Origin of the sequence: Alteromonas hispanica, from assembly GCF_010500915.1 — a bacterium.
Classification (GTDB): domain Bacteria; phylum Pseudomonadota; class Gammaproteobacteria; order Enterobacterales; family Alteromonadaceae; genus Alteromonas; species Alteromonas hispanica.
In genome coordinates this window covers 20,999-37,795 of the sequence record NZ_JAAAWP010000015.1, presented here as the reverse complement: position 1 = coordinate 37,795, position 16,797 = coordinate 20,999, and the positions used below count along the sequence as shown (strand labels likewise).

Genomic DNA, 16,797 nt, shown 5'->3' with positions numbered 1-16,797 from the left:
TATGGTTGCTGTTCCATACATTAGTTGCGCTGATATAACGCCAACGTATTTTTTAACGACTCAATATCAACCGGTTTCGTGAGATAGTCATTCATGCCCGCATCGAAACATTTCTGTTTTTCACTATCCATCGCATTAGCCGTTAGTGCTACAATAGGAATTTGCCTAAGCGCTTCACCAGTATGACCTGCACGTATTCTACGAGTAGTTTCATAGCCATCGAGGTTTGGCATTTGGCAGTCCATGAAAATAAGGTCGTAGTGTGTAGAGTCAGACGCCTCCAGTATATCTATGGCCTCAAGGCCATCGTTCGCAACGCCGACATTGACTCCCATATTTTCCAAAATCGCCAGCATTACTTCTTGGTTTATATCATTGTCTTCAACTAACAACACGGATAGGTTCATTACAGGTTGCAAGGCCTCAGGATGTTCGTCTGAGTCTCCCGGTTCGGTTTGGTCCGCCGGTTTAAACGGAATAGTAAACTTAAATATAGAGCCTTTACCCAACGTACTCTCTATGGCGATGTCCCCGCCCATGAGTTCACAAAGCTGCTTGGTAATGGCAAGCCCTAGCCCTGTACCGCCAAACTTTCGCGTGGTAGACGTATCGGCTTGTGAGAATGAGTCGAAAAGGCTGGGAATAGCAGAATCGCAAATTCCAATTCCGGTATCATGTATTTCAGTGCTAAAACGCAGCGTGTCATCAATACTCACCACATCATATTTAATTGTAACGCCGCCGCGGTCAGTAAATTTAACAGCATTAGACAGTAAGTTATTGAACACTTGCTTCATACGATACGGGTCGCCGACTACGTTCAGCTGTTTGGTGTTATTGGTAACCAAGTCAAGCTTCAACCCTTTGCTATCTGCTAAAACCTTTTGCTCCTGCACCAAATCCCTCATGAAATGCGTTATCTCAAACTCGACATTTTCAAGCCTTAACTCTCCCGCTTCAATTTTCGAAAAATCTAAGATGTCGTTAATAACAAATAACAACGAATCTGCGCTGCGTTTTGCTGTGGCTATAAACTGCTTCTGATCATCATTTAAATTTGTGCGACTGATAATTTCAATCATACCAATGATGCCGTTCATGGGTGTGCGTATCTCATGGCTCATGTTGGCTAGAAATGCACTCTTCGCTTCGTTCGCGGCTATGGCCTCTTGCTCATGGGCTACAGCGATATCTCTCTCTTGGAGTAATTCCGCCTGTTTACTTACCAGTGTTCGCCGGGCTAGGTGCGCAAACCAACTGAGCATTGTTCCCATAAATAATGCGAAGAAAAAGTGCATCATCATTGGCATATCGACAGCGAGATTAACGACAATCCACCCCAGCCAATTCAGTACTATCAAAAAGGCCCAGTGGGCACGATTTGAAAACACAATTCCAGAGGCGATAATTACCAAGAAAATATTGGTTGTTTGTTCTGGCAGTTGAGACAGCCACAAATGCAGAACACTATTGATAGTACCGAACGCGAGAAGTATTAAAATCCAAAAGCTCTGACGGTCGGCAGAAATATTACCGGCTTTTCGCATCAAGACGAAACTTACAATCATGGTTAGCGATGAAAGTGAAATGAGCGTCCATTTGAAGTCTTCACTCAACAAAAAAAAGTGACTAAGTGATAACAATAGATACAGAAAGAAAAACGCAAAGGCGATAGGTTTTAAAAGCGCTTGAGAATCACTTTTGACTCGTTTGTTTTTTGTAGACAAACTCATTTGAATTCCATTTTATTTCATAGCTCGCGTGATAATAATGTAAATAAATTGAAATCTGAATGCTTAATTAGGCTAACAAAAGGCTAAAGAATGTCTAAAAAAACCTCTACGCTACCGCTGTAAAATACCTTCTTAAACATCACCCTCAACCATACTGCTTACTGCTTTTTTGTTTTAAGCTGCGATCTTTTATTCATCTGTCAATTTTTAGCAACATTCAGCGTTTGTGAACTACCCAGCGACATCGCTTCTCTGATCACTGGGCTTCCACAGTCTAGCTTTGAGCTAAGCTGCTTCTCTTTTCTCAGATCCACAATCCAACTTCGATAGCTCGAAGACTTTCATTTTAATGGAATATTTCTGCTGAGATGTAGGCTTTAAAACCTTTGCGACGATTCCCGCCGCAATTAAATCTAATTCACTTGTTCGAGCTATACTTTTAGCTGCTGAGAGGTCGCGGTTTTGATATGTTCCGCAAGACAAGCAGGTGAAATATCTATCGTTCAATGATAATACATGACGCTGACCGCATTCTGAGCAAATCCCAGTGGATTTTTCAAAGCGACCAATTTCGTGATAGAGCTTACCCTCAAGCTCGGCCTTATATTTTGAAAGCTGAGTGATTAACCCCATCACATTATCAACAACCATGCTGCCATTGAACTTTTGCATCGCTGCTACATTCAGATCTTCAAAACACGCTATATCAGTTTCATTGATTATCTGTCGTGATACTTTGTGCGCAAAGTCGAGTCTTTGCCTTGAGATTTTGCCGTGCAATTTATTGATGCGTTGTTTTGTTTTTTGCCAGCGATTTGAACCTTTGGTTCGGCGAGCAAGCTGGCGTTGCAATTGATTTAATTTCTCTTTTGAGTGTTTTAAAAATTTAGGGTTGTCGGCCATAAAACCGTTAGAACCTACCACCGTTTGTTTTGAGTTGATGTCAAAGCCAGTGAGCGTTTCCAATACTTGTTTAGCGGTTTTACACTCAACTTCCTGAGTGATACTGCACTCCCATTTTCCGTGACGATACTGGACAGTCACTGTTTTAATATTACTGACCAACTCACGATGCAAAACGATTGGCACTTTGCCAACTTTTGGGATGCTAATAGCACCATCTTCGATTCGAATGCAATTGGAGTTATTGACAGCTCGGAACGAGTCATTGTGAAGCTTCTTTTTCTTGTAGGATATTTTATGCTTTGGAAACCGCTGCAAACGACCTTTTGAAAACGCATTCTTCATCGCCGTTTCTAAGTCACGAGCGACTTGCTGGCCTGCCGCTGAATCAAACGCTTTAATCCACTCAAATTCCTCGAGTGGCTTTATTTCCTTAAGGAGAGAAGCCATGTCTTTGTAAAACAGGAATGTTTTATCGTATTCATATCGACGCCTATTTTCAGACAACAACAGATTCCAAATGCCACGCGCTGTAGCGCCAAACTCAATGAGTTTAGCTTCTTGAACTGGCGTAGGATTTAGCCTGTAATTGTATCTGAGCGTCTTTTCCATATACTGTATAGACTACTGTATAAGAACGGATTGTCAAGATGGAATATGAGACTGAATCTCACTGTAAATATCTAATAGCACTTCATTTAATTCTGGTAGTTAAATACAGAAAACCTTTACTAAATGGAAGACTAGGTGAGTTTGTTAAGAAAACAGTTTTCGATGTTTCTCTATTTTCTGACTTTAGGATCGAAGAGGTTGAGATAGACAAGGATCACATTCATATGCTGATTACAATCGGCACTCGATATTCAGTAGGTCAGCACGCAAGGAGGATACGCACAAGTTACAACAATTAAAATCTGGAAATCATTTCCTTATCTCAAAAACCAATTTTGGAAAGAGAAAACATTTTGGTCTGATGGATACTTTGTGTGTTCTGTAGGAAATGCAAGTGCAGAGACAATACGAAAATATATTCAAGAGCAGGGGTTGTGACACCGATTCATCCCCGCGACATCACTTCGTTTTGATCACGGGGTTTTCTCGGTGAGCTTCGATAAAATACATATCCAATGCAACCTGCGACGTATTTATGACACCAAGTTCAGCCATTGAAAAAGACAATTATGCAAAAATAGACGTTGAGAACGAAAGAACCGCAATTGCTCAAACTGGTACAGCAGATAGCAGAGAAGTCGTTTACTTTGAAAACGGTTTGCTGCCCAATTCAACAACATGTGATTGGTCTGGCGTTAATTGTAAAAACTCTCTGCCCAAAAGTGGGGAGTTTTATCGTAAATACTACAGTGAGGCCCCTCTGCCTAATAAGTTGATATCAAGAAAACCCATCGCTAAAAAAGCCAGTGGCGCACGCGAACACTCGCTACCCGAGCAGTTTATTTTTGTTCCTTTTCAGGTAGAGACAGGCAGCCAGATAATATCCAACTCGCCGTGGATAAAAACTATGAGGCAGCTGTTTGAGTATCTTGTTACAGCAATCGAAAAGGTTGATAACCCACATTTGCATATTGTAATCAAAGAGCATCCATCAGAAAAAAAGCGACACGATGATTTACACCCACGAATTGTGTTTGCGAATCAGTGGGAAACTCAAAAATTGATAGAAAAATCTCAAGCGGTATTAACCATTAATTCAACGGTAGGCATTGAATCATTGTTACTGAATAAGCCGGTTTTGACCATGGGCAATGCATGCTATGGATTGGACGGTGTCAGTCTGCCCATTCATTCTGAAGGCAGCCTACTTGAAGCGCTCAATCAGCTTGAGCGTTGCCAAGGGAACCCAGAAATAACCAAGGGATTTTTGCATTTTCTTAACGAGCACTATGCAATTCCAACGGCTTGGAACAATATGGATGGAAGGCACGTAGAGGCGCTAAATAAACGCCTAACGAAACAAGATTTACTGTCGAAGATTGCGAGCGCTTGATATTTTAAGCATTGAAAGTCAGCACACGCTCGGCGATATAACACGCTTCGATCTAGCTTTCTATTGAAGAAAGCCTGCTGTTATTGACTAAATGTACTGCTGCCAGTGTTGTCGTTACCGAGCTTGCTTCTGTCTTCAGCATTATCGCTTTTTCTACTATCAATGTTATCGCCAAGCAACACGTCAATAGCTTTCTGCTCATGCTCAGTGAATGCGGTTTTAAAGTTATCACTATGAACCGGAATAGCTTTTCGCATAGGCGGCGCAATACGCTCGTTTGCTCTTTCTAACTGTTGAGTAAACTCTTTTATGGATATGCGATTGTAAGTATAAACCCCCTCTTTTTTACTCCCCACTGAAGGCGTTAGCAGGTCATCATGCTCCAATAAAAAAGCATGCTTAAACACTGCCTGCGACTTTGTAAAACAATGCGTTTTACTGCGCAGAAGCGCAGCCTCGGGCAGAGCTTTAATTCGAACACTATCTTGGCTTTTTTGCCATGTCACGCCGCAAACGCTTACCACATAAGCATCATCTTGTTCTGCCACCGTCGCTCTCGCAAGCGGTGAGCCTGCTGGCATGGCATCAAGAGCGTTAATCACATCGGGAAGTTCGTTAAGCGAAAGCTTTTCTAACGTCATTACACCGCTGTTTGAAGTGTAGGTAAGCTTCACCGTGTTTTCTAAATAATATACTTGGCCGGTGTCCTGCCAAATAGACACAGCCTGCTCTTCTTTCTGCTTTATAAGCGCAGGCTTATTCGAACTAGTCTTTAAGCGCTTTATTATATTGGATAACACAATTTACACTTCACATTATGTATTGGCTTATATTAATTATCTTATCTACGCAAAGCTGGGCATAGCGGATTAACTCTTTACTCCAATCTCGCTTGAGAGAGTTTCAGCTAACTTTCCCCCCTTTGATGTCAACAAAGGTGTACGTAATCGATAGCGGAGTAAGAATTGTTATCTTTGCTACCTAAGGTTAGTATCTCAATTGAAGCCACTCGAGGACCGAGTAAAAGGTTAATACCTAATAATTATTTCAAATATGACAAAGGACTAAATCATTGCGCTTGCTCTTCATCGCATTACTTGCCAGTGCCCTACTTGCATGCAGCGACCCAAAAGAACTAAGTGAATCTGAACGAAGATTCAATAGGGCAACAGCACAACACTCTGAGCAAGTTCAAGAAGCGCGAATATTGCTAAACGAAAAACTAACCGGTGATTTTCTATCAGACATTAATGCACTGATTTATGCAAAGGAAAAACTCAATAGCGCTGAATCTGTTTTTGTTAAAGCCAAAATAGTTGGAATGAGTTCACCCGAAGCGGAAAAACTCAAAGCACAATTGAGAAAATATGAATTGGAAGCAGCAAAAACTTCTCTCTCGCTGTTACGTACCGCCTTTCGAACAACAATAGACTTTCAAAAAAGTGTATACGATATGCCTTTGGCGCCAGTCAGCGGTGCATCGCTTGGCAGTAGCTCTATGATTGATTACATGGGCAAGCAATTTAATAGCTCACTTGAAAGTTGCTGCTTAAGCCATCTTAAAAATATCGAGATTTTTATGCGAGGTGCGAAAGGCGATATCTTTTACACGCTGCGAAAGCATATTATTAATGTAGAAAGCGATTTAACACGAGTCCTCTCAGACGACGAATATCAGAGAAAATACAAACAAACTTTGTTGGATATTGAGAAAGAACTATCGAAATAATGCGCCCGGTTTTAGCGAAGCACAAAATAGTAATCGTTAACAAACGATAGTAACAAGGTTAAGCAATAGGGATAGCAACGATGAAGGCATTGACGAAGTTAACATTAAGCACGCTTTTGATGAGTTTAACACTTCCTTTGTACAGTTATGGTGAAGAGGTTGCTAATGCCATTCCTATTTCAAACGATTTTCCAGACTGCGATTTTGAAACGATTGAAGAGATTTCGTTAAGCGATAGCAGAAACGAATTATCTGCTTTAAAAAAGACTGCCAGCGACGTTGCTAAAAAGCGGGGAGCGAGTCAGATTGTACTGCTTTCAAAACTATCATCCCCTACTTCCCCGTCTGAACCTTCTGAGAATAGCGATAAAATTTCAGGCGCAGCTTTGATTAGTGGCTGTAAGAAAGAGCCGCTAGCAAAAATTGGAGTTGAGAGAAATCGTTTATTAGGCACGACAAAACTCAGCATGTCATACGAGTACAACACGGTTATTAAAGGTCGTGATATGACTTTTGATTTTGCTGAAATAGCACAAAGTGGAAAAAAGCAGATACAGGCTCCCGCTCTGGCTAACACCACTGTGTCTTTTGAAAATGGTGTTTTTGGCTTAAAAGTAGGTGACGATTTATCGGTACTTTTTGAAAAATTAGGTACTCCCACTGCCGAACTGATACTGAATAAACAGGATACGTTATACGCTTTTGGACGAAATCTGTGGGTGGTAATGCGCAACAATAGCGTTTTTTCCATCAGTAGTGAAAACACATGGTTATCTGCTGGGCTGATAAACTATTTTGAATTTGATGATAGGCCACTTTCGTCTTGGCAAGTTAATGGAAGTATAAGCCGAGGCCACAGCTTGAAGGCGATTGAGGAGCAACTTAATGGCAAGTTGATTGACGAATATGTCTATCAAATTAAATCAGAGAATATGGTCTTTATTGATATAGGGTTAACACTGCGCGTTGAAAATAATGACACTCACTACGTTGCAAAGAGTTTTAGCTATGGCTATGGCTATGGCTATGAAGCAATCAAAATAGATCCTGAAATTATACAGTCGGCGCCAGAGATATATTCTAGAACCTACGCTGATTTAACAAAGGCCTCTGAAACGCTAGACCCAATATCCATGGAGCAAATCCCCTTTAAACCTATACTTGCATCAAGAGGTTACGAGGGCAAAACGCTGCATGTTTACGATAAAAGCCTAGCTATAGTGTATTCCAATAAAATGCTGAGAAAAGTGCTTATTAGCGAATCGTTTCTCAAAGACGCAGCGTTAAATATCGATTGGGAATTTGGGCTTTTACGCTACGGCCTGAGTGAAGAAGACGTGAAAAAAATCTTTGGCGAAGAGAACATTTTTGCATTGGGTGACTATTGGGAAGTGTATGTCGACAACCTCAAATATGACCTTTATTTTGCCAAAAACAAACAAGGCACAACAATACTTAGCGAACTTGAGATCGAGATGTTTTAAGCCTGTAAACCAGGTGTTTTGATATTTTGAAGTGAATACGCCCCGCCTCACCACTACTTTTGATAGTCAACTATCAATAAATATATGTTGCACATGAGTGGATAAACTAGGAGTGTAATGACACTTTTTTAGGGAGGGTGAAACATGCTTAAACTGTACGGCTTTGATGTAAGTAACTATTACAACATGATTAAACTGGCACTGGCATTAAAAGGGATAGATTACGAACCGGTAATGACATATCCCAACCAAACGCCAGAATATTTAGCTATCAGTCCAACAGGCAAAGTGCCTGCGTTACAAACTGAGCATGGGGTGCTAGTAGAGACCAACGTTATTTTAGAGTATCTCGACGAAGTTGCGCCTGAAAAACCTCTGTATCCAACCAATCCCTTTGAGCGGGCACAGGTTAAAGAGCTCGTGAAGTTAATTGAATTGTATATTGAATTACCTGCAAGGCGCTGTCATACCGAAGCTTTTTGGGGCGTTCCGGTAGATGACCTCACGAAAAAAGAAGTCAAGCGCGCGTTGTTTAATGGTGCCCAAGCATTGGCTCGAGCCGCAGAGTTTTCTCCCTATGTAGCAGGCGATAGCTTAACGGCAGCAGACATCATGCTGTTGTATACAATGGACCTTGCCGTGCCCGTAGCAAAAAAATTGTTTGATGTTGATTTGTACGAGCACGCTCCGGGAAGTAAAGCACTTATAGCGCAGCTTAAAGAAATGCCAGAAGTCCAACAAATCGAAAAAGACAAACGAGCAGCAGCCCCTGCATTTAATGCTTATTTGAAAAAAGCGTTTAGCGGCAAGTAAAACTTTGCAACTAGAATAAACATTAGCAGACTAGCCCAGTAGACTGCGTGGAAACCGTTTTTTAAGCTGTTTTCTTGAGATATATTTCCTGAGACATATTTCCTGAGACATGTTTCCCGAGACATAGCTACGTGATACTGAATGGCTATGGGCTAGCCGCTATTGATTTATTACTCTGTTCGCATAGCGTTTTTAAACGCAATACCCGCTTTGGTTCTATTTATCACACCCAGTTTTTTTAACACCGCAGAGACGTGCTGTTTTACGGTCGATTCTGAAATAGCTAATTCGTAAGCAATTTGTTTATTCAACAAGCCATCTGCCACCATTCTCAACACTTTTAATTGATGGGGCGTAAGCTGGCTCAATCGAGCGCCAAAGTCATCCAGGGAGTCGTTACCGTCTGCTGACAAATCAATATGGGCGGGCAGCCATGTCTCACCCTCAAGCACCGTATTTACAGCGTCTACAATACAATCTACCGAAGCGGACTTAGGTATAAAACCACTTGCCCCTAGCGCAAGAGCACGTTGCACAATACCGGGCGAGTCTTGCGCCGTAACTATCACCACCAGCACGTCTGGGTACTCGGCTCGAACTTCAGACAGCCCATTAAGGCCCTCACTTCCAGGCATACCTAAATCCAAAAACACCACATCAATAGTGGTATCTTGCGCCAACATATTCATTGTCTCTGGAAACGTCGACGCTTCAACAAGCTCTGCGCCGCTGCCGCTGGAGAGTGCATGGCACATTGCTGCTCGAAATAATGGGTGATCATCTGCAATCAAAATACGTGTAGGCACAAGTCATCCCTTTGCTACTGCTTCATTAACACCATAATAACATGACATAAACACGACACCATGTACTTAATTAATAACCACAAAAAACCACCCGAATAGTGGGTGGCTTTTATCGTAAAGGCGTCGACTTATTTTTTGTTAGAAACGATACCCAAGAGTTAGATGAACGGTTCTCGGGTCGCCATAATAACCAATTAGCGTCGTGTCGCCTCCTAGCCCGGGACCGAAGTTTCCGTCATCGTCGCGGGTAACAAAGTCATACCCCCCAGTTAAATACTCTTCGTCGGTGAGGTTTTTCACATGTATACCGCCGTACCAATCGCCTTCTACACTTTCCCAACGCGCACTTAGGTTAACCATGCCGTAGGCGTCTTGTTGAATAAGGTCGCTGGTTTCGAAAAGTAAATAGTCATCACGGAAGTAGTAATTTGCGTTAAACGTAATGTCGCCAAAGCTCGTCTCTAAGAAGTAGCTAGCGTTAAAATTAAAGGTATTCTCTGGTGTACTTGCCAAACCAATAAGCGGAGGAATAGCGTTATTTTCTTTAATTTCAAAGTCGATGTAGCCATATGCTGCGTCAAACTGCAGGTTTTCTGACGCAATCCAGGTCATCTCTAATTCAGCACCTTTCGCAGCTGTTTCCGCTGCATTGCGAAGTCGCTGATCAAGCGCTGTGGGGTCTGACAAATCACCTTCTACACCAATATATTGTCTGTCTTTATGATCATATGAGAACAAGGTCACATTTAGGCGCAATGTATCACTTAAGTCGCTTTTCATCCCCAATTCGAAACTATCAACCACCTCTGGGTTTACACCTGGCTCGTTAATTTGTGCACGAGGATTAAACGTGCCTGATTTAAAGCCCTGAGAGTAACTGGCGAAAAACATCATGCTTTCGTCCATTTGATATTCAACGCCTACCCTAGGCGTAAATCTCGACCAGCTTTGCACTGCAGGTGCATCTAAAACGCCGTCGCCATCGGTATCAGTACCTAACACCTGAGGAACCAGTTGTCCTTCTGGACGCACATAGCCGTCAATCCAATCTGAGTAAGGGTATACGTTGTCAAACACCAATCCATTATTTACAAAGGCTGTTTTTTCTTCGTCTGTGTATCTCGCACCAAAGGAGAGCGAGAGTTTATCGCTCACGTTATAATTAAGTTGAGCATAAGCTGCATAGCTCTCTGAATTGTTGCACCCAGTTACCTCACGGGTGAGTCCGGGTGCGCCCAGAGACTGCCCCAGCACGCCTAAAATGGCATCGAAATTACCGCAGCTTTCGCCATCGTAAAAATAAAGGCCTGAGACTATATCGAAATCAGCGCCCATGTAGTTGGCTTGCAGTTCATGGGTCGTATTATTGTCATCATACTCCGCAGGCACATCGAAAATGGGCAGTGGTGTATTATCGAAATCGATGTTGGTGGGTGAATAACTCTCGCGATACGAGCCAATGTATTTAAGCTCTAAATGCTCATTTACGTTGTAGCGTGCTAACCAGTTATAGCCTTCTAATTCAACCTTGTTCCATGTTGGCAAGCTCGTGTATGAGTCAAATTTTGAATCGGGAACAGGCGCATCGGTTAACAAGCTAGGCAATAAGCGATAACCACCGCGGGCATTAGACGTATCTTCGGTTTTGTCCCAACCAAAGCGGAAGAACAAATCTTCGCTGGCGTGAACTTCCAGCGACAATCTAGCGGCCCATAAATCTTTGTTGTAGTTTTCTTTATCTTGATTAGGCAGAGCGCTGAGTAAGTACTCGCCGAATCCGTCGCGATTTAAGTTAGCGTAGCCCACCCCTAAATATACGGTATCTTCAACAAGAGGCACTTGGCCAATTAACCTAATATCACGCTGATTGTAACTCCCGACCGTAGCCTCCACATTCATCTCTGTGTCGCCACTCATTTCTTTCGTGACGTATTTCACGGCACCACCAATGGTGTTCTTGCCGTAGAGCGTGCCTTGCGGCCCACGTAATACTTCAATACGTTGCACGTTAAGTAAGTCAAGCACGGCACCTTGTGGCCGCGCAATATAGACATCGTCTACATAAATCCCTACGCCAGGCTCATAGCCCCATAGCGGATCTTGTTGTCCTAAACCGCGGATAAAAGCGGTAAGCGTATTGTTGGTTCCTCGGCTGGTTTGCAAGGTTGTGTTTGGTGAAAATTGCTGAAGTTCAGTTAAAACGCTGATGCCTTTCTCGCCAAGCTCTACAGCGCCAACCGAGGTGATTGCCACCGGAGTTTCTTGAAGCGACTCTACGGTTCTACGCGCAGTAACTTCGATGCGCTCTAACTTGCCTTTTTCTTTTTCTGCATTCTCGTTTGTATTGTTTTGCTGCGCCCAAGCAGGAGCTGCGCATAAACCTGCAGCAACCGCAATCGCGCAAAGACTGTGACGAGTGACTGCGCTTGGCGCATGACGCTTGGTGTGTGTAGTAAGTGACATAGTAAGTCCTTTATTGTTTTAAGTGTTGTTCACTGCTTGATGTATTGCCTACGGTCACGAATTACTTTAGTTAATTAATTGTTAACAGTATGTAGTACCATCGTACTATGGGCTTTTTGCCAAAGTAACGTCAAACTTTATGTGTAATTTGAACACGTTAGATTTGTTGACAATAAACTTGCGCAAAAGCAAGTCGGTTAGTGAATCTGCAATCGACTTAACTGCTTTGGAATATCTGCGGTCACAGATTTTTAAAGGAAAATAACTATGTTAAGTATGATTGGCTTGGTAGGCGGGCTTCTGCTACTTATTGTATTAACAATTCGTGGGATGAACCTGTTTATCGCCGCCCCTTTGTGTGCCCTTGTGGTTGCGCTAACCAATAACATCGCGGTTTTTACCGGTGATGTAAACTTTGTAGAAACCTACATGAGTGGTTTCTCAGGTTTCATTGCGTCTTGGTTTTTTATGTTTTTGCTGGGAGCGCTTTTTGGCAAATTCATGGAAGATACAGGGGCCGCTGATTCGGTATCTCGATGGATAATCTCGAAAATTGGCTACAAACAAGCAGTACTCGCCGTAGTGCTAGCATGCGCTATTTTGACTTATGGCGGTGTGAGCGTGTTCGTCGTAGCATTTTCCGTTTATCCCATGGCGGTAAGCTTATTTAAAGATGCCAACCTTCCGAGACGGTTTATTCCCGCAGCGATGGCCTTTGGCTCGGTAACTTTTACCATGACATCGGCTGGTTCTCCGGAAATTCAAAATTGGATCCCGATTAAATATCTGGGTACGTCTCCCTTTGCTGCTTGGGAAGTGAGCTTAGTTGTTGCCATTTTAATGGCTATTTTTGGCTACTGGTGGCTGGCAAAAATGATTCGAAAAGCCGTGAACAACGGTGAGGTTTTCGTGGCAAGAGATACCGATCCGGAAATTCGGGAACGAGATTTACCCCACCCCTTTACCGGAATTCTGCCGTTAGTCGTGGTGTTAGTTATCTCGTTCTTATTTCACGAAGAACTAGCACAGCTAGCACTAATTTTAGCGCTTGGCGGTGGCGTATTGTGTTTACTGGCGATTAACTTTAAATACTTCCATAGTTTGTCGATGGCTATAAACGCCGGTACAACAGGTGCACTTATTGCCATCGGCAATACTGCCGCGGTGGTTGGCTTTGGTTCGATTGCGAAAAATACCGACGCGTTTCAGCAAACCGTGGCGCTAATGACTCAAATCCCTGGTAATGAGTTAATTGGAGCGGCCATTGCTGTTAGCGTTATTGCGGGGTTAACAGGAAGTGCATCTGGCGGACAGGCCATTGCCCTCCCCCTTGTTGCACCTCACTATTTAGACCAAGGTGTTGAGCCAGAGCAGCTGCACCGAATTGTCTCTATTTCTTCAGGCGCGTTAGATTCATTGCCACACAATGGGTACGTGGTCACTACCATTAGGGCAATATGTCACGAAACCCATCAGGCTGCTTACTGGTCAGTGGGGGCATTGACGGTAGTAGTGCCACTAATTGGTTTGGCGGTCGCAATTGGTCTATTTAGTATTTTTTAGTTAAAACTCCCTAAGAACCAAAAATAGATGCCAAAAATGTCAGCCGAAAGAATTGAATGAGATAAAAGGATATTAACGATGAATTATGTCTCTTGTAGACTCCAACAGCTTATGTCTGGTTGTAGAACTGTGCTTCTACATCGCAAAGCGGGAAGAACGTTGACAGTGAAGCCGGCTATTTTGCCTGGGCTCGCGTTTGTTTCAGTCGCAGTATTGCTTTTCTCAAGCCCAACGTTGGCAACAGAAAACGCTGAGGTGCATAACCAACAAGAGAGCGAAACCTTACTTGTTGAAAAACAGATCTTTCGCATGGACAGCTTTACAACCTTTGGTGGAAAAACCATTGAGGATGTAAAAGTAGGCTGGGAAGCCTACGGCACGCTTAGTGAGAACAAAGATAATGTTATTCTTATAACGCATTATTTCTCAGGCTCATCCCACGCTGCCGGAAAATACAGTAAGAGTGACGCGGCGCCTGGCTATTGGGATAGTATTATCGGGCCAGGAAAAGCGATTGATACCAACCACTATTATGTAATTAGTGCTGACACTTTAGTGAATTTGAATGCCTACGACGACAACGTGGTCACGACCGGTCCTGCTTCAATAAATCCATCGACCGGAAAACCTTACGGACTCGACTTTCCTGTAGTGACCATTCGAGACTTTGTTAACGTGCAAAAAGCTCTGCTTGAAAGTTTAGGCATTTCGAAACTTCATGCCGTTGTAGGCCCTTCAATGGGCGCAATGCAGGCTATCGACTGGGCAAGTGCTTATCCTAACTGGGTACCTAGAATGGTGTCGGTCATCGGCGCAGGTGAAAGCGATGCTTGGACAACTGCCGCACTGGAACACTGGGCAAATCCGATAAGGCTTGATAGTAACTGGAAGAGCGGTAACTATTCGCCAGACAAGCCCCCCTCTGACGGGTTAACCGCTTCTTTGATGTTGATAACGCAAAATGCATTAACCCCTGAATTTTTTAACGCACAGGGAAACATGCTAGGCTTCAATAACTTAGAGTCTAAACCATTGGCGAGTATTAACAATCATCATTCTATTACCACTTGGCTGCAGCAACGCGCTGCGGCTCGCAGTGCAAAAATGGATGCCAACCACTTACTCTATCTTGTAAGAGCATGCCAACTGTTTGTCGCGGGGCATCAACACAATTTAGAAGCAGGTGTTGATGCAATAAAAGCAAAAACGTTATTTATTCCAGCAGATTCAGATTTATTACTTATGCCCTATTTAGCTCAAGATGTGCACAAGAAGCTAGAAGCACGTGAAATGTCCAGTGATTACACAGAACTCAAGGGCTCGTTAGGTCATTTAGAAGGTGTAGCAAACATATCAAAACAGGCAGTCGCTATTCGCCAATTTTTGGAAAATGAGTAAAGGATTCTTATGAAAAAAAACATGTTTATCAAAGCTGCTGTTATAGGTGGCCTGTGTTTTTCAGCTTCTGTATACGGGCAAAGCTCTACAGAGGCAGTGCCGGTATTAAATTTAGATTTAACCGAGGTCACTGTATCCGGGCTTTCATCAGGTGGCTACATGGCCACGCAGTTTCAGTTAGCGCATAGCGATTGGGTGAAAGGTGTTGGCGTTTTGGCAGCCGGGCCTTATTTCTGCGCAAAAGGCGATATAACAACCGCTTTAGCTCAGTGTGTTAATAAAACAGATACGCTGCCCAATGTAGAAGAGCTGACTAAACAAGCCACAGATTATGCAAAGAAAGGAAAAATTGCCGCATTAAGCAACATGAAAGACGCCAAAGTGTGGTTATTCCATGGAACAATAGATACTCGAATAGCCTCTGAAGTAAGCGATGCCTTATTCGAACAATACAAAATGTGGACAGACACTCAACATATCAAATATGTCAATGATATGTCGGTTGCACACCTATTCCCGACGAAAAGCAGTGGTACCGATTGCACTACATCGGAAAGCCCCTTTATTGGTAATTGCGACTATGATGCGGCTGGCGACATGCTAAATCATTTGGTTGATGACCTAGCAGCGCCTGATGACACACTATCAGGTGAATTGCACACAATAAGCCAGAAAGACATTGCTGGTAGCAATGCAAAAACTTTGGCCAGTGAGGGGTTTGTTTACGTGCCAGAGAACTGTGCGAGTGGCGAAACCTGTCGCGCTCACATTAGCTTTCACGGGTGTAATCAATATGCAGATGCGGTGGGCGATGCTTACGCGACCCAAACAGGATTGAACCGCTGGGCCGACGATAACAATATGGTTGTCTTGTACCCGCAAACTAAAAAATCCTTGTTTATGCCGCTTAACCCACAGGGTTGTTGGGATTGGTGGGGATATGCTTCGCCAGATTATGCCAATCGCGATGGCGATCAAATTAAGGCAGTTAGTGACTTGCTGAAGTCTTTACACTCTTCGAATCAGGCAGAATTAACAACAAAGGACGCCAGCAATGAATAAACGTACGGTATTTATAACTGGTGGAGCAAGCGGTATTGGTTTAGGGATTGCCGAGTCCTTGGTTAAACAAGGACACCACGTTATTGTGGCAGATATTAACGAAAATTCTGCTCAGGAAACTGCAGCCATGCTTGCAAGTCAATTTGGCAGTATGAACGATGGCAACGCCAGCGCTGTAGCTGTAGATGTTTGCGATGCAAGCCAAGTTGCATCGCTACCTGAGGTTTTAGGCAAGTTAACCGTTGATGTTCTTATTAACAACGCGGGTATTCAGCATGTCTCAAAGCTAGAAGACTTTCCCGCAGAAAAATGGCAACAACTGATCAACATTATGCTTGTTGGCCCAGCGCTTACAACGCAAGCGTTTTTGCCAGCAATGAAAGCGCAAAACTTTGGTCGAATTATCAATGTTGGTTCCATCCACTCTCTTGTTGCTTCGCCTTTTAAATCGGCTTACGTAGCCGCAAAACATGGCCTGTTGGGTTTAGCAAAAACAGTTGCCCTTGAAACCGGCGAGTTTGATATCACCATTAACACTCTCTGCCCTGCCTATGTAAAGACACCCTTGGTAGAACAACAAATTTCAGCACAGGCCAGAGAGAACAACATGACTGAAGAAGATGTTGTGAAAAAAATCATGCTTGAACCCATGCCTAAAAAACAATTTATAGAAGTGCAGGAGTTGGCCGATACTGCTGCGTTTTTAATGACTGGCAGTGCGAAGAACATTACGGGTCAAGCAATTACCTTAGATGGGGGCTGGACGGCAAGGTAAAACTTCCCTTTTACAAAACACTTGTGCTAATGTCCGAAACATTGGAAATGAGAGGACATTAGC

General features: G+C 43.2%; 15 protein-coding genes. 10 read left to right on the top strand and 5 right to left on the bottom strand.

Annotated elements, in window-relative coordinates; translation table 11 throughout:
* Positions 1-20: 20 nt before the first annotated feature.
* Together GTW09_RS16665 and GTW09_RS16660 are read right to left on the bottom strand one after the other, a co-directional pair.
* On the bottom strand, positions 21-1,733 hold the full coding sequence (locus tag GTW09_RS16665; protein WP_163112772.1) for a response regulator: 1,713 nt from the start codon (positions 1,731-1,733) through the stop codon (positions 21-23).
* 285 nt (positions 1,734-2,018) lie between these two features.
* Positions 2,019-3,248, bottom strand: coding sequence for an RNA-guided endonuclease InsQ/TnpB family protein (locus tag GTW09_RS16660; RefSeq protein WP_163112771.1), 1,230 nt, complete (start codon positions 3,246-3,248; stop codon positions 2,019-2,021).
* Between the two features lie 38 nt (positions 3,249-3,286).
* Here GTW09_RS16660 and tnpA point away from each other — a divergent pair, with 38 nt between their 5' ends.
* From tnpA to GTW09_RS16650, 3 genes are all read left to right on the top strand, one after another.
* A complete protein-coding gene (tnpA, locus tag GTW09_RS17845) occupies positions 3,287-3,547 on the top strand; it encodes an IS200/IS605 family transposase (RefSeq protein ID WP_420809561.1) in 261 nt (86 codons plus the stop codon).
* Entirely contained in the window at positions 3,543-3,686 is a 144-nt protein-coding gene (locus tag GTW09_RS17840; RefSeq protein ID WP_420809563.1) for a transposase, read from the top strand. Before tnpA ends, GTW09_RS17840 begins: the two co-directional genes overlap by 5 nt.
* 97 nt (positions 3,687-3,783) lie before the next feature.
* The gene (locus GTW09_RS16650; protein ID WP_163112770.1) at positions 3,784-4,641 is read left to right on the top strand and encodes a capsular polysaccharide export protein, LipB/KpsS family; all 858 of its coding nucleotides are present in this window, start codon (positions 3,784-3,786) and stop codon (positions 4,639-4,641) included.
* An 80-nt stretch (positions 4,642-4,721) separates the two neighbouring features.
* Here GTW09_RS16650 and GTW09_RS16645 read toward each other — a convergent pair whose 3' ends face one another.
* A complete protein-coding gene (locus tag GTW09_RS16645) occupies positions 4,722-5,441 on the bottom strand; it encodes a hypothetical protein (protein WP_163112769.1) in 720 nt (239 codons plus the stop codon).
* Between the two features lie 272 nt (positions 5,442-5,713).
* Here GTW09_RS16645 and GTW09_RS16640 point away from each other — a divergent pair, with 272 nt between their 5' ends.
* The 3 genes from GTW09_RS16640 (at position 5,714) to GTW09_RS16630 (ending at position 8,667) form a co-directional block, all read left to right on the top strand.
* Positions 5,714-6,370: a hypothetical protein gene (locus tag GTW09_RS16640; protein ID WP_163112768.1), complete on the top strand. Its 657-nt coding sequence runs from the start codon at positions 5,714-5,716 to the stop codon at positions 6,368-6,370.
* An 80-nt stretch (positions 6,371-6,450) separates the two neighbouring features.
* Complete coding sequence (locus GTW09_RS16635) at positions 6,451-7,854, top strand: hypothetical protein (protein ID WP_163112767.1); 1,404 nt, start codon at positions 6,451-6,453, stop codon at positions 7,852-7,854.
* A gap of 144 nt (positions 7,855-7,998) precedes the next feature.
* The gene (locus GTW09_RS16630; protein WP_071979371.1) at positions 7,999-8,667 is read left to right on the top strand and encodes a glutathione S-transferase family protein; all 669 of its coding nucleotides are present in this window, start codon (positions 7,999-8,001) and stop codon (positions 8,665-8,667) included.
* 170 nt (positions 8,668-8,837) lie between these two features.
* Here the strand turns inward: GTW09_RS16630 and GTW09_RS16625 are convergent, their stop codons facing one another.
* Positions 8,838-9,473, bottom strand: a complete 636-nt coding sequence (locus tag GTW09_RS16625) for a response regulator transcription factor (protein WP_100971409.1) — start codon at positions 9,471-9,473, stop codon at positions 8,838-8,840.
* Between the two features lie 138 nt (positions 9,474-9,611).
* Positions 9,612-11,936 (bottom strand): TonB-dependent receptor, encoded by a 2,325-nt coding sequence (locus GTW09_RS16620; protein ID WP_163112766.1) that lies wholly within the window; start codon positions 11,934-11,936, stop codon positions 9,612-9,614.
* A 267-nt stretch (positions 11,937-12,203) separates the two neighbouring features.
* On the opposite strand from GTW09_RS16620, the gene GTW09_RS16615 reads away from it, so the two are divergent.
* The 4 genes from GTW09_RS16615 to GTW09_RS16600 all read left to right on the top strand — a co-directional run bounded on the left by GTW09_RS16615 (position 12,204) and on the right by GTW09_RS16600 (position 16,734).
* Positions 12,204-13,499, top strand: a complete 1,296-nt coding sequence (locus GTW09_RS16615) for a GntP family permease (protein WP_071979374.1) — start codon at positions 12,204-12,206, stop codon at positions 13,497-13,499.
* 78 nt (positions 13,500-13,577) lie between these two features.
* Complete coding sequence (locus GTW09_RS16610) at positions 13,578-14,897, top strand: E22 family MetX-like putative esterase (RefSeq protein ID WP_203565809.1); 1,320 nt, start codon at positions 13,578-13,580, stop codon at positions 14,895-14,897.
* A gap of 9 nt (positions 14,898-14,906) precedes the next feature.
* The gene (locus GTW09_RS16605; RefSeq protein WP_163112765.1) at positions 14,907-15,959 is read left to right on the top strand and encodes an extracellular catalytic domain type 2 short-chain-length polyhydroxyalkanoate depolymerase; all 1,053 of its coding nucleotides are present in this window, start codon (positions 14,907-14,909) and stop codon (positions 15,957-15,959) included.
* A complete protein-coding gene (locus GTW09_RS16600; RefSeq protein WP_163112764.1) occupies positions 15,952-16,734 on the top strand; it encodes a 3-hydroxybutyrate dehydrogenase in 783 nt (260 codons plus the stop codon). Before GTW09_RS16605 ends, GTW09_RS16600 begins: the two co-directional genes overlap by 8 nt.
* Positions 16,735-16,797: the final 63 nt, after the last annotated feature.